At 34.4% G+C, this 14,082-nt stretch carries 12 protein-coding genes; 7 read left to right on the top strand and 5 right to left on the bottom strand.

The window, feature by feature from the left end:
- The first annotated feature begins 81 nt into the window (after window positions 1-81).
- Entirely contained in the window at window positions 82-1,890 is a 1,809-nt protein-coding gene (locus FVB9532_RS07220) for an acyl-CoA dehydrogenase FadE (protein WP_150544538.1), read from the top strand.
- A gap of 71 nt (window positions 1,891-1,961) precedes the next feature.
- On the opposite strand, the gene FVB9532_RS07215 is transcribed toward FVB9532_RS07220, so the two are convergent.
- From FVB9532_RS07215 to FVB9532_RS07205, 3 genes are all read right to left on the bottom strand, one after another.
- Window positions 1,962-2,867, bottom strand: coding sequence for an SMP-30/gluconolactonase/LRE family protein (locus tag FVB9532_RS07215; RefSeq protein WP_148211718.1), 906 nt, complete (start codon window positions 2,865-2,867; stop codon window positions 1,962-1,964).
- 86 nt (window positions 2,868-2,953) lie between these two features.
- A complete protein-coding gene (locus FVB9532_RS07210; RefSeq protein ID WP_150544537.1) occupies window positions 2,954-3,688 on the bottom strand; it encodes an LVIVD repeat-containing protein in 735 nt (244 codons plus the stop codon).
- A gap of 3 nt (window positions 3,689-3,691) precedes the next feature.
- On the bottom strand, window positions 3,692-4,192 hold the full coding sequence (locus tag FVB9532_RS07205) for a hypothetical protein (RefSeq protein ID WP_150544536.1): 501 nt from the start codon (window positions 4,190-4,192) through the stop codon (window positions 3,692-3,694).
- A 153-nt stretch (window positions 4,193-4,345) separates the two neighbouring features.
- On the opposite strand from FVB9532_RS07205, the gene FVB9532_RS07200 reads away from it, so the two are divergent.
- Both FVB9532_RS07200 and FVB9532_RS07195 read left to right on the top strand, forming a co-directional pair.
- Window positions 4,346-6,127, top strand: coding sequence for a mechanosensitive ion channel domain-containing protein (locus tag FVB9532_RS07200; RefSeq protein ID WP_194716505.1), 1,782 nt, complete (start codon window positions 4,346-4,348; stop codon window positions 6,125-6,127).
- A gap of 4 nt (window positions 6,128-6,131) precedes the next feature.
- Window positions 6,132-7,247: a mechanosensitive ion channel family protein gene (locus FVB9532_RS07195; RefSeq protein WP_150544535.1), complete on the top strand. Its 1,116-nt coding sequence runs from the start codon at window positions 6,132-6,134 to the stop codon at window positions 7,245-7,247.
- Here the strand turns inward: FVB9532_RS07195 and FVB9532_RS07190 are convergent.
- Window positions 7,231-9,039, bottom strand: coding sequence for a glycoside hydrolase family 15 protein (locus FVB9532_RS07190; RefSeq protein WP_150544534.1), 1,809 nt, complete (start codon window positions 9,037-9,039; stop codon window positions 7,231-7,233). The two genes, FVB9532_RS07195 and FVB9532_RS07190, sit on opposite strands and share 17 nt — an antisense overlap.
- 82 nt (window positions 9,040-9,121) lie before the next feature.
- On the opposite strand from FVB9532_RS07190, the gene FVB9532_RS07185 reads away from it, so the two are divergent.
- From FVB9532_RS07185 to FVB9532_RS07170, 4 genes are all read left to right on the top strand, one after another.
- A complete protein-coding gene (locus FVB9532_RS07185; protein ID WP_150544533.1) occupies window positions 9,122-11,326 on the top strand; it encodes a bifunctional alpha,alpha-trehalose-phosphate synthase (UDP-forming)/trehalose-phosphatase in 2,205 nt (734 codons plus the stop codon).
- A 122-nt stretch (window positions 11,327-11,448) separates the two neighbouring features.
- On the top strand, window positions 11,449-11,733 hold the full coding sequence (locus FVB9532_RS07180) for a YtxH domain-containing protein (protein ID WP_150544532.1): 285 nt from the start codon (window positions 11,449-11,451) through the stop codon (window positions 11,731-11,733).
- Between the two features lie 135 nt (window positions 11,734-11,868).
- Window positions 11,869-12,183 carry a hypothetical protein gene (locus FVB9532_RS07175; RefSeq protein WP_150544531.1) on the top strand — a complete coding sequence of 105 codons (315 nt, stop codon included), beginning with the start codon at window positions 11,869-11,871 and terminating at the stop codon, window positions 12,181-12,183.
- A 53-nt stretch (window positions 12,184-12,236) separates the two neighbouring features.
- On the top strand, window positions 12,237-13,055 hold the full coding sequence (locus tag FVB9532_RS07170) for an HAEPLYID family protein (RefSeq protein ID WP_150544530.1): 819 nt from the start codon (window positions 12,237-12,239) through the stop codon (window positions 13,053-13,055).
- Between the two features lie 37 nt (window positions 13,056-13,092).
- Here the strand turns inward: FVB9532_RS07170 and FVB9532_RS07165 are convergent, their stop codons facing one another.
- Window positions 13,093-14,055: an App1 family protein phosphatidate phosphatase gene (locus FVB9532_RS07165; RefSeq protein WP_150544529.1), complete on the bottom strand. Its 963-nt coding sequence runs from the start codon at window positions 14,053-14,055 to the stop codon at window positions 13,093-13,095.
- Window positions 14,056-14,082: the final 27 nt, after the last annotated feature.

The following is a 14,082-nucleotide window of genomic DNA, read 5'->3' as shown; positions in this document are numbered from 1 at the left end:
TGAGAACTAACAAAATGTTTAATATAAAAACCTATAACCTCCAATAGGTAGTTCCCCCCTTCGGGGGATAGGGGGATTAAAATGAGTGATACAACTGAACAAAAAGATATATTACGCGGTGGTCAATTCTTAGTAAAAGAAACCAGCTGCGACGATGTTTTTACTCCTGAAGATTTTAACGAGGAGCAAAAGATGATGCGTGATTCTGTAAAAGAATTTGTAGATCGTGAAATCATTCCACATAAGGAAAGATTCGAGAAAAAAGATTACGCGCTTACGGAAGAAATTATGCAAAAAGCCGGAGAACTTGGTTTTCTTGGTGTTGCCGTACCCGAAGAATATGATGGATTAGGTATGGGATTTGTTTCTACAATGCTGGTTTGCGATTATATCTCGGGAGCTACCGGATCGATTGCTACCGCTTTTGGAGCACATACCGGGATTGGTACAATGCCGATCACATTGTATGGTACCGAAGAGCAAAAGAAAAAATATGTACCAAAATTAGCCACCGGAGAATGGTTTGGTGCATATTGTTTAACTGAACCGGGCGCAGGTAGTGATGCCAATTCAGGAAAAACAAAAGCCGTGCTTTCTGATGATGAAAAGTATTACAGCATCAGCGGACAAAAAATGTGGATTTCAAATGCTGGTTTTGCGAATGTGTTCATCGTTTTTGCACGTATTGAAGATGATAAAAACATCACCGGATTTATCGTAGAAAATGATAAAGAAAACGGAATCTCCTTTGGGGAAGAAGAAAAGAAATTAGGGATTCACTCCTCCTCTACCCGTCAGGTATTCTTTAATGAAACCAAAGTTCCGGTAGAAAATATGTTAGCGGGTCGCGGTGAAGGTTTTAAAATCGCGATGAATGCCTTAAACGTAGGTAGAATTAAACTGGCAGCGGCTTGTTTAGATGCACAACGTCGGGTGACCGAAAATGCCGTTAAATATGCTAATGAAAGAGTTCAGTTTAAAACACCCATTGCACAATTTGGAGCGATTAAACAAAAACTAGCCGAAATGGCAACTTCTGCTTATGTAGGCGAATCAGCTTCCTACAGAGCGGCTAAAAATATAGAAGACCGAATTCACCTTCGTATGGAAAGTGGAAATTCTCATTCTGAAGCCGAATTAAAAGGAGTAGAAGAATATGCAATTGAATGTTCTATTTTAAAAGTAGCCTGTTCTGAAGATATTCAGCATTGCTCCGATGAAGGAATTCAGATTTTTGGTGGAATGGGATTCTCTGCCGACACCCCTATGGAAGCGGCTTGGAGAGATGCTCGTATTTCAAGAATCTATGAAGGTACCAACGAAATTAACCGAATGCTTTCGGTAGGAATGCTCGTGAAAAAAGCGATGAAAGGTCACGTAGATCTTTTAGGACCTGCACAAGCGGTAGGAGAAGAATTAATGGGAATTCCGTCTTTCGATAAACCTGATTATTCTGAATTATTTGCGGAAGAAAAAGAAATGATCAAAAAGCTGAAAAAAGTATTCTTAATGGTTGCCGGTAGTGCTGTTCAGAAATTTGGACCACAACTAGAAGAACATCAGCAATTATTATTGGCTGCTTCCGATATTCTAATTGAAGTATATATGGCAGAATCGGCTATTTTAAGAACCGAAAAGAACGCGAAACGTTTTGGGGAAGATACCCAAAAAGAACAAATAGCAATGTCTCAGCTTTACCTTTATAATGCCGTTGAAAAAATCAACGCCAAAGCCAAAGAAGGAATTATTTCTTTCGCTGAAGGAGACGAATTACGAATGATGTTAATGGGATTAAAGCGTTTCACGAAATACGATAATTTCCCGAACGTCGTCAAATTAAGAACTGAAATTGCCGATAAATTAATCGCAGAAAATAAGTATTGTTTTTAAGTTGAGGTTTAGTTAAGTTTGATTTTTAAATTGAAAAAGAGCTGCCAATTGGCAGCTCTTTTTATTTAATATTAATGATTCCATCGAATCCCGTGAGTTTTCATTGGAAGTTTATAAACCGCATCGGAAGCGGTAATAAACAAAATATCTTCATTGGCTCCACCAAAAGTAACATTACCTGTCCAATCTTTATCAATTTGAATATGATCTATTTTATTGCCTTCTTTATCAAAAACAACAACTCCATCGCCGGTAACATATAAATTTCCTTCATTATCTAAGGTCATTCCGTCAGAGCCCATATCAGCAAAAAGCTCTTTATCGGTTAGTGTACCATTATCCTGTATTTGATACTTATACACTTTTTCTTTTGAAACATCTGAAACATACAAAACCTGATCTTTAGAAGAACCTATAATTCCGTTTGGAAGTACAAAACCTTCTGCCACGGGTGTTACGGTTTTATGATCTGGACTCAGGTAATACACTTTTCTTTTCTCCATCTCAGGAGATTTTCTTTCCCAGTATTCTCTTTGATAGTAAGGATCTGTAAAGTAAAAACCACCCTTTTCATCCATCCATAAATCATTAGGACCATTAAATGCCTTGTTTTCGTGACCGTCTAAAACAACGCTTACTTCTTTATCTGGACTTATCTTCCATAGCTGAAAATTTTCATCGGCACAGGTCCACAAATTTTGATCATCGTCAAAATACATTCCGTTAGAACGACCTGCATCTTTCATATAAACTGAAATGGAATTACTTTTTGCGTCCCACTTTAAAATTTGATTATTAGGCTGATCGGTAAAATATACATTTCCCTCCTTATCAGAAGCCGGGCCTTCGGTAAATATAAACTCATCAGAAATCAGTTCCGGTTTTGCTCCATCTTTCACAGGAGATGTATGTTTTTCACAACTCACCGTAAGCAGATGCAGGCTACATACGCTAAGAATTAAAAGGTATTTTTTCATTTTCATTCAGTTTTAAAAATTTTAAGCTTCAAATTTACTCATTAAAAAAAGAAAAGCTTTTTATTGAAGCAATAAAATTTGGAAGACTAAAATTCAATACTACCTCTTTCCGTATAAATCAATTCATCCTCCACAATAGAAAGCTCAAATTGTGTAAGGCTTTCGTTTCCAATCACAAATAATTCGTCCTCCCTAATAATAACATCAAAACCTTTCACAGGAATAGACGAAACAAAGTTTGGATATTGAGGTTGAGATACATCTAAGACCCGCACTATATCTAAATCGGTTACCAGTAAGTAATGATTATATAAACCTAAACCTATAGGCTGATTCATTTGTACGGTCGTTAATAATTCAGGATAAAGCGGATTTTCAGTATTATAAATCTCTAACTGGTTGATGTTTCCCTGGCAGGCAGAATTGGTATGTAAGGTTACATAGGTATAATCACCTGAAGAAACTACAGGATCACAGCTTCTAATGTGGCTTACTTCTGCCAATCGTAAAGGATTTTCGGGAGAAGAAATATCATAAATGTACATTCCTAATTGACTTCCTACAAAAAGCTTATCGCCAAGTCCAAACAAGGTTTCAATATTAAAACCTATATAAGTGTTTCCTTTAAAAACAGGATTTTCAGTATTTGAAACATCAAATACACTTAAAGATTCTTCCCCCACTGTATATAAATAATTTCCGGAAAGAGTAAAACGTGCTAAACTCCCCCCTTGACCATCGGTAATATTTCCCGTATCACTACTATCTGAGCTGCAAGCACTCAACACAACCACCAATAAAATAAGTATAGTTTTTTTCATCGTTTAATTTTTAGGTTCATAGCCAACAATTATTTTATCCGCAGAAACATCAAAATACGCTGCTTCAAAACCATCTGGTGAATTCAGTTGAGGAAAAACATCTGAAGTTCTAGTCATAGTTAGAATTTCATTCGTGATTAAATTCAATTCTATGGAAAGTAGATCTACATAATGATGAACAAATATAGTATTCCCGCGTATCGCTAAATCTGTCGCTCCGGGAACTTTTAAAAATGAAATCGCTTCTGGATTTTCGGGATCTTGGTTATTGTAAATATGAAAACCTTCTTCCTTTTCATTAATAAATAAAAACTGATCTTTCACATAAATTTTTCCGGCATTACTAACCGGTCTAGCTGATTGCAGTTCAATACTGTTTTCAAAAACCTCTCGTGTTTGTACAATTGGGTTGTAATTACTTTCGTAAACTACATCATCGTCTTCCCAATGAATACAGGACTGCAGACTAATTAAACTAATTAATAAGAATAGTTGTTTTTTCATCGTCATAAATTGAATAGTTTATGAGTAGATGTATCATTTTCAAATAAGTTGCTTTACTTTAATAAACTTTACAGTTTAATAATATTGAAGGATTTAAAGGTTTTAACAAAACGCTAATAAAATCTGTGCAAAAAAGCCATTAACTTGTCGGGTATGACAAAAAACTATTCAACGCTAACCTGTTTAATATTATTCTTCTTTTTAAATTGTAGCTTGCTTCAAGCTCAACAATCACAAGATTCTACCTCTCAAAAATCAGGTACAAGTTTACCCAGTAAAGAACCAACAATAAAAGAGAAAGGTGACTTTAGGAGCAATGCCATTAGAGAATACAATGAAGCCTATTACATTTTAAACCGCGTGAATAAAAGTATTGGCTTACCTCCTAACCGAATTAATTTTCAGACTCCTCAATCGGTTTTAGAACATTTTATTACTCAAGCAAGAAATAATAATTATAAAGAAGCGGCTTATGCTTTAAATTTCAACTTACTTCCTGATAATATTACAGAAGAAGACGCTGCCAAACTTGCTGAAAAATTATATTTCGTTCTTAACCAACGGGTAAATATTAATTGGGACGAACTGCCTGATCGTCCTGATGGACAAGTAGACATACAAACCACCACGAATCAGGCGGTTGCCGGAAAACCGAGAAGAAGTATTGTTTTTGGAGAAGTTGATATGGATGGCCGCGATATTGTGTTTCGTCTACAGCGAGTAAAATATAAAGATTTTGGTGCGTTTTGGCTTATTTCTCAAAATACAGTAGAAAACATCGATGCGCTTTATGCCACTTATGGTCCACGTAAATTAGACCGAATGATGCCTAGCTGGACAAGAATTAGAATTTTAAACATGCCGGTCTGGAAATTTGTTGGTGCTTTGGTGATTCTAATCATTTGTTATTTTATAGGAAGGGGCACGGCTTACTTGTTAAGAAAAATATTTTTAAGGTCAGATAAAAAATGGATTAACCATATTGCCAATAAACTAGCTACTCCCGCCGGTTTTGCCGTTGGTGTACTAGCTTTTTATTTGCTCTTAAATCATCTAATTTCTTTTGCAGGGTCTTTTGCTAGTACGCTTTACGCTATTCTATTAATTATGGTTATTGGCTCGGTAACTTGGTTTTTTATGCGAATGATTGACTACTTTATGCTCTACGTGGCAGAAAATAAAATTGGTGATACCTCATTAGAAGAAAATACAGAAGCCAGAAGAATGCTCACTTATGTTTCTGTAGCTAGAAGAATTGTGACCTTTTTGGTTATTATCATTGGAGCTTCGGTAATTTTATCTCAATTTAGATCGTTAGAGAAGTTAGGAATTTCGTTACTAGCTTCTGCCGGAGTAGCCACTGTAATTCTAGGAATTGCCGCCCAAAGTACCTTAGGAAATATTATAGCAGGAATACAAATTGCGATTACTAAACCTGCTAGAATTGGCGATACGGTTGTGTTTGAAGATCAATGGGGATATGTAGAGGATATTCGGTTTACCTATATGGTGGTGAGGACTTGGGACTGGAGGAGACTGGTGATTCCTTTAAAGCAAGTAATTTCTGATACGTTTGAAAACTGGTCGATTACCTCTGCCCATCAAATACGGCCAATTGTTATCTATGCAGATTATAGAATCGATGTCAAAAAAGTCCGTAAAAAATTTAAGGAATTATTAGAAGGCCACGAAAGTTGGGATGAAAATCATCCCCCAGTAGTTCAAGTGGTTGATACTACTGAAAAAGCTATTAAAATTAGATGTTTGTGCAGCTCTACCGATGCTTCTTCTACTTGGGATTTACATTGTGAACTAAGGGAAGAAATGGTGAGCTATATTAGTAGTCTAGAAGATGGCTTACACCTTTCTACTTCCCGTGTACGAATACAAGAATTTCCTCCATTAGAGCAAAAGCCCGATAAAAAAGAAAACTAAATGTATGCTAGTAGCCTCCTTGATAGCTGAAAATTTAAATGACACCCAACAAACACTCCGCTATGTTATTTATGGCATCGTAGGAATTATTGTAACCTTTTGGGTTGCTTTTTTTCTTATCAAAAAAATTGGAAAAGATCCACGAAACATACTTCCTGTCAACTTTGCCAAGAATATACAAATTCCACTTTTATTATTTTTGGTGGCCATTGTGCTATGGATAGGAAAAGCGTCCAACTATTTCCCCGATAAAGATTTTGAATATGTAGCCAAACATTTAATCACCATTTTGCTGGTCATTTCCTTTACTTGGATTTTAATTTTACTACTTAAGGTGTTTAAGAAACGGCTTTTGAGTAAGTATGATGTTTCTAGGGAAGATAATTTAAAAGCCCGAAAGGTATATACACAATTTACCATTTTGGAAAATATTATCATATTCATTTTAATAATTCTTGCGATCGGAATCATTTTAATGAGTTTTGAAAGCATACGAAATATTGGAGTTAGTTTGCTTACTTCTGCCGGGATAGCCGGAATTATTGTAGGGCTAGCCGCCCAAAAAGCTATTGCTACTTTATTGGCAGGTATACAGATTGCCATTACACAGCCTATTCGTTTAGATGATGCTGTAATTGTGGAAGGTGAATGGGGCTGGATTGAAGAAATCGCACTTACTTACGTGGTCGTTAGAATTTGGGATAAACGTCGGTTGGTAGTCCCTTCAACTTATTTTATTGAAAATACATTTCAAAATTGGACGCGTACCACTTCAGATATTATGGGAACGGTTTTTTTATATACCGATTATGATATTTCTGTAGATGATTTAAGAGAAGAATTAACTCGGTTATTAGAAGGCTCCCCACTATGGGACGGTAAAGTGAATGTACTGCAAGTGACCAATGCCACTGAAAAATCGATGGAACTTCGAGCTTTGGTGAGCTCTAAAAACTCTCCTACCAATTGGGATTTAAGGGTTTACATCCGAGAAAAGATGATTAAATTTATTAAAGAAAACTATCCGAAAAGCCTTCCAAGAACTCGAATTGTTTTTGAAAACAATGACTCTTCAGATAGTTCTGATATCAAAAAAGATTCATCTAAAAATGATGAATAAATTCAATTAACTCCTCTTCTTCTGTAATTCCACCGGAAAAATTAGTTGCGGTTTCAATTAACGCCAAATGCGAATAAGCTTGAGGGAAATTACCTAGTAAACGCTTGGTCTCGAAATCTATATCTTCACTAAATAAACCTAAGTGATTACTATACGATAATAATTTATTGAACAATTTAATGGCTTTTTCTTTCTTTCCTATTTTGAAAAGACTGTTGATAAACCAAAAACTACAAATGGTAAAGGAAGAACTCGGTTCTCCAAAATCGTCTTTATTTTTATAACGGTACATTAAACCGTCTTTGCATAATTCCCTTTCGGTAGCTTCTACCGTTTTTATGTATCTTGGATCCTCTGCTTCAATAAAACCATAATCTTCCATCAATAAGGTGGAAGCATCTAAATCTTTAGAGCCGTAATACTGCGTGTAGGCTTGTACTTCATCATTCCAAGCATTTTCATAAATATCATTAAAAATTTCTGCTCGAAGTTCTTTCCAATACTCTAGATTAGCGGTTTTATGAATAAGTTCCCCAATTTTAATAGCTCTGTCCACAGCTACCCAACATAATAATTTAGAGAAGGTAAAATGTCTGTCTTCAGTTCTTAACTCCCAAATACCTTTATCGGGAGCCTTCCAGTTTTCTTGAACCGTGTGAACTGTTCCACAGGTAATGGTCCAAAGTTCTTCAGAATTTTCCAACGTATTTTCAAACCTCACAAACTGCTGGTAGATCACTTCCATTAAAATTCCGAAGATGTCGTTCTGTTTCTGCAAATAGGCTGCATTTCCGGTTCGTACAGGTTTAGAACCTTCGTAACCATCGAGATGATCTAAAATATGTTCGGTTAAATTGCGTTCACCATTAATACCGTACATAATTTGCATCTTATCGCCCTTATCTGGAATAATATCAATGATAAATTGAAGAAATTTCTGCGCCGATTTTACGTGACCTAATTCTGAAACTACTTTGATTACCATAGAAGCATCCCGGATCCAACAGAAACGGTAATCCCAGTTTCTTACTTCTCCAATTGTTTCGGGCAACGAAGTTGTTGCAGCTGCCAAAACTGCTCCACTTTTTTCATAAGTAAGCATTTTTAGCGTAAGCGCGCTTCTTAAAATTTCTTTGTTATAATACAGGTAAGAAGTAGTTTTCTCACTCCAATTTAACCAATATGTATAGGTACGATGGTACTGTAAAAATGCACGATCTACAGTTTGCTTAAGAATTTTCTCATGATAGGCTACCGCAAAAAAAGCATCTTCCTTTAGAGTGATCACTTTTTCTTCTAAAATATCATTGTAATCGATATTAGAATAAAGGTAAACCGAGTCGTACTTCCCTTCTACTGTATGGCTTTTAATATAATTGTCCTTAATCCTGTTTATGGTTTTTTCTTTAGCAAAAGCCGGTTTAGGATTGTACTGCACTTTAAATTTAGGTTCCCCCTTTAATAAAACCACACATCGTACAATTTCTGAAGGAGCATAAGATTTGTTGTCTTCTTTAAAATAACGGGGCATAAAATCCCGAATTTCAAACGCACCTTCTTCAGCTTCAAACCTAGTTACAAGAATATTGGTTTTGGGTAAGTATTCTTGATGAATTGTATATTCTTCAGAAGTAATTAAATCAAAATTCCCACCTTTCTCGTTATCAAGTATTTTGGCAAAAATCGCATCAGAATCAAAATTAGGTAAACAGCACCAATCTATAGAACCCGTTTTAGAAACCAACGCCGAGCTTTTACAATTTCCAATAATCCCGTAATCTAAATTTTTCATTAAAGTTTACTTGTATTTAAGGTCAATTCAATATAAAAATGTAAATTAAAGAAATAAAACAACCAACTCTAAATTTTTACCAATGAAAAACAAAACGATTATCGTTTCTAACCGCTTGCCCTTACAAATTTCTGTTGAAAATAATGATGTTAAAGTCTCTCCAAGTGTGGGAGGATTGGCCACAGGAATGAAATCGGTTCATCAAGAAGGAGATAGTCTATGGATTGGCTGGTCTGGCCTAACCGAAGAAGAAGTAAACCCTAAAATTCAATCGCAAATAGACCAAGCTGCCAAAAATGAAAAATGTCTTGCAATTAACCTTACAGAAAAAGAATTAAACGACTATTATTACGGTTTTAGTAACCGAACCATTTGGCCTTTGTTTCATTATTTTATGGAATACACCAAATTTGATGAACAAGAATGGATGGGCTATAAAAAGGTAAATGAAAAGTTTGCTGAAAAAATCCTGGAAAACCTTGAAGACGGAGATACCGTTTGGGTTCACGATTATCAACTGCTATTGGTTCCCGGCATTATTAAAAAGAATAAACCAAAAGTTACTATTGGCTTCTTTCTACACATCCCATTTCCTTCTTATGAAGTATTTAGAACCTTACCTTGGCGAGAATCTTTATTACAAGGAATGTTAGGAGCAGATTTGTTAGGCTTCCATACATACGATTATGAACGGCATTTTTTAAGCTCTGTAAGTAGAATTTTACGCTACGAAACTCAATTTAATGAAATCACCCTCAAAAACAGATTGGTAAAAGTAGATTCTTTCCCGATGGGAATAGACTATGAAAAATTTGAACAGGCCGCTCTAGAACATTATGAAAAAACACAGGAGCAAAAATCTGAACTTCAAGTACGTTTAGATCAACATTTAGAAACAACTCCCGGCTCTAAAATGATCCTCTCCATAGACCGATTGGATTACACCAAAGGTATCGCCAACAGGATTAGGGCTTTTGAGCATTTCTTAGAAAAATATCCTGAATTTAAAGAGAAAGTACGCTTGATTATGTTAGCGGTTCCCTCCCGCTCTAACGTACCTCAATACCAAAAATTGAAGCGTGAAATAGATGAATTGGTAGGGAGAATAAATGGTAAGTTTTCCACGGTAAGTTGGACACCTATTTGGTATTTTTTCCGTTCCATGCCTTTTGATAATTTAATAGACTTATATACCTCCTGCGATATCGCACTTTTAACACCGCGTCGCGATGGAATGAATCTAGTAGCTAAAGAATATGTAGCTACCAGAACAGATTTATCTGGAGTGCTTATTTTAAGTGAGATGGCCGGTGCTGCTCACGAAATGAATGAAGCTCTAATTATTAACCCTAATAATTACGATCAAATTGCAGATGCTTTAAAGCAAGCTTACGAAATGCCACTGATCGAGCAAAAATCCAGAAACAGAACTATTCAAAAAAGATTAAAACGCTACGGAATCAAAAAATGGTCCAGTGAATTTATCAAAGCTTTAGAAGCTACCAAAGTGAACCATATTTCTAAAAAAGCAAAACAGCTGGATGAGCGAACAAAAACTTATATAACAGAGCAACTGAATAATGCTACCAATAAAATTTTGTTTTTAGATTTTGATGGTACCCTAGTAAATTTTCAGGACGATCCTGAAAAAGTAGCACCTGATCAAGATGTTTATGAAATTATTGAAAAGTTAAAGAACAAAAACTGTGATGTAGTAATTATAAGTGGAAGGGATAAAGAATTTTTAAACACTCATTTTGGCGATAAAAATATAACACTTATAGCAGAGCATGGGTTATGGTTGAAAAAGAAAAATGAAGACTGGGAAACCACCGAGAATGTTAAAAAGAACTGGATGAGCAGTATTCGACCGGTGATTGAATCTTTTGTAGATAGAACTCCCGGGACATTTATGGAAGAAAAAAACTACTCCCTTGCTTGGCATTATAGAAAATCAGATCCAGAATTAGGAGGACAAAGAGCCAACGAACTTTCTAATGTGTTGAAAGATTTAAGTTCCAATCATGATTTAAGTGTATTGAATGGAAATAAAGTAATTGAAATTAAAAACAGCGGCGTTAATAAAGGAAGGGCAGCTACCAAACAACTCACCAAAAAATACGATTTCATTTTTGCAATTGGTGACGATTGGACCGATGAATACATGTTTAGAGAACTTCCCGATGAAACCTTTACCGTAAAAGTAGGATTGCAAAAAACAGATGCTGAATATTATGTAGAAGATACCGCTGAAGTAAAAAAATTATTGAAAAAATTTACTGAATAAATAGAACTGTTAAAACTTTAAGGAAAGTCAAAAAAGTTTAAATCAAGCTTAACTATAAAGATTTCAATTAAGTAATGCTTCTTCTTAAATTTACAGTATAATTTAAAAATTAAAAAAAGACCATGAAAACAGGAAAAATATTGATCGGAATCGCTTCAGGAATATTAGCAGGAGCAGCAGCTGGAATATTATTAGCCCCTAAAAAAGGAGCAGATACACGTAAAGATATTGCAGATACCAGTAATGATTATGTAAAAGGAGCTAAAGGAAAATTAGATACTGTAAAAAATTCTATCGAGCATAAACTAGAGGCTTTAAAATCAAGAAAGAAAGCTGCTATGGCAAATTCTAAAGGAGAAGAAATTGGTTACAAGGCCAAAGCAGAATTGCACGAAGCTGTAAGCTAGAATATTAAATAAAAAATTAAAAAAGGGGTTTGATTATTTCAACCCCTTTTTTAATTTTATCGACTTATTAATTGTTTTTTGGACTTAAAGAAACATAAATACTTCAAAAAATTCACTTTCTATTTAGCCTTAATTTTGCTAAATATAAGTGTAGATGCTCCTATTTCAAACCATATTACTTATCGAGAGAATTTAAACTATAACAAGCAAGAAAGCATTGTAGAAATTATTTTCGAAAAATTTTTTGGTGACGAAGATGCTTTTGAAGAGTTTGAAGATTTTGAAAATAATTCAATCCAAAAAAAAGATGTCAAGTTAGAACTTCAAGCCTATATATCTCCATATAATATTTTCAATATAGAGGTTTTAAAAAAAGAAGTTTCTAAAATACATACTTTTAATTTAAAATCTATTTTTCAAGAAGTCTCCTCTCCACCTCCACAAGTTTAGTTATTGAATTTTTAAATAATAATAGAAATCTCAATAATTAAACTATAAATTACATGAACTACAACTTTTTAAAGTTTGTAGGTTTAGTGCTATTTCTAAATCTACACCAGTATACCAATGCTCAAAATGAAAAATTAGAAATTGGAGAAAGCTTACCAGATAAAGTTACTCACGCCGAGCCACTTTATATTGATTTAATTCGAGACCTCGGAGCTCGAAAAGGTGAAAAAGAATGGAATGTTGGACTTGGCCTTACCGATAAAGCCAATTATGATGAATATACTACCTTGGTAGAATACGAATGGGCTCCCATCGATCGTCTAGGTTTAGAAATAGAATTGCCCTTTTCTTTTTATTATCCTAATGAAGGAAGTTACACTCCCAGTAGTAATTTAAATAGTATAAAAATGGCAGCTCAATACAGTTTCTTGGTTTCTAAAAAACATGAAACCTCCTTGGCCATTGGTTACATACACGAATTTACCTTAACCGACTTTAAAAATTATGGCAATGGCAAATTATTTACCGGGAATGTTTACAATCCGTTTTTTATTGCAGCTAAACGTTTAGGAGCTAATTTTCATTCACTACTGTATACAGGGCCTGTTTTTGAACATCATTTTGACAATAATGATATTGAAACGCATTTTCAAATCAATTCTAACTTTCATTATATGATTTCTAACTCTAGAAATTTTATTGGAATAGAATTTAATAAAGAAATTCATGGACATGATTTTGATATGACCATTCGACCACAGATGCGTGTAGAGATAACCGAACAACTGCTTATTGGTATTGTTACCGGTATTCCTATTAATAAGGAGAACGAACGTTTTAGCTCATTTCTTCGATTAATTTATGAACCATAATTTTTATAAAAAAGGAGAACAAATTGTTCTCCTTTTTTTATCCTAAATTTTCTTTGGTATGTTCCATAGCTTGTTGGCTATTTTTAAAATAACACACTTTCACGCCCATGCTCTCTATATTTTTTAAAATCTTCTTTATTTCCTTTTTCTTTTTCTTTTTGGTTTGTCTTATATATACGGTACTAATATTTTCTGGAAATATTTTGGTTATATCTTGATAGATATAAGCATCTTTTTGAGAATCATCACCTAATAATACAAAACGCAGTTCAGGATAAAACTCAACCAAATGCTTTATCTTATAAAGTTTATGGTTATGATCACCTCCTCCACTAAACAAAAAATCTGCAATCCCTGTTTTAATGTCTTTTAATTTAAATACCGCTTTAGGTAAGCCATTTAAATCTGCAAACTGACTAATAAAATTGTATAGGTTCCATTCACTGCTACTTACATAAAAAAAAGCATTATTGGTGGATTTATCTTCCCTTCCTAAGCGATTTAAAAATTTATAGTGATTTACCGCTTCATCAAAAACATTTCTTTTATTAATGTTCTTGGTAAGCATCACATATAATTTCTTAAAAATATTCCCTGAATGCGAGATTAAAAAAGTATCATCAATATCGCTAATCACTCCATACTCACCGGGATAGGGTTTTACAAATTCTCCTTTCTCTTCTCGAGTATGTCCTTCTACTTTTGCCGTAACTTTAAATTCATGCCAACCGCTATCAATTTCCTCGTGATAGGGAATCGTTAATCTAAAATGACCATCACCCAAAGTTTTAGAAGCAATTTCCCTTTCCCTAAACTTAAATACAACTTCTGCATTAGAGATGGTTTTAATCCTAAACATCCTAATCACTGCCCAAGCATGCTTATACCAACGTTTATCTAAATCGAAAACATCAGGCGCATGTTTTTTAAATAAATGCCCCATCACGACAATTTCACGTTCGTTGGCATAGCTTCGATAAATCTTTAGGTCAAGTTTCATAAATTAAGGAAAGTATAACGCATTTTA

This window comes from Mesonia oceanica (assembly GCF_902499555.1).
Taxonomy (GTDB): domain Bacteria; phylum Bacteroidota; class Bacteroidia; order Flavobacteriales; family Flavobacteriaceae; genus Mesonia; species Mesonia oceanica.
Note: the sequence above shows the minus strand (reverse complement) of the source record. Positions and strands in the feature narration are given on the sequence as shown.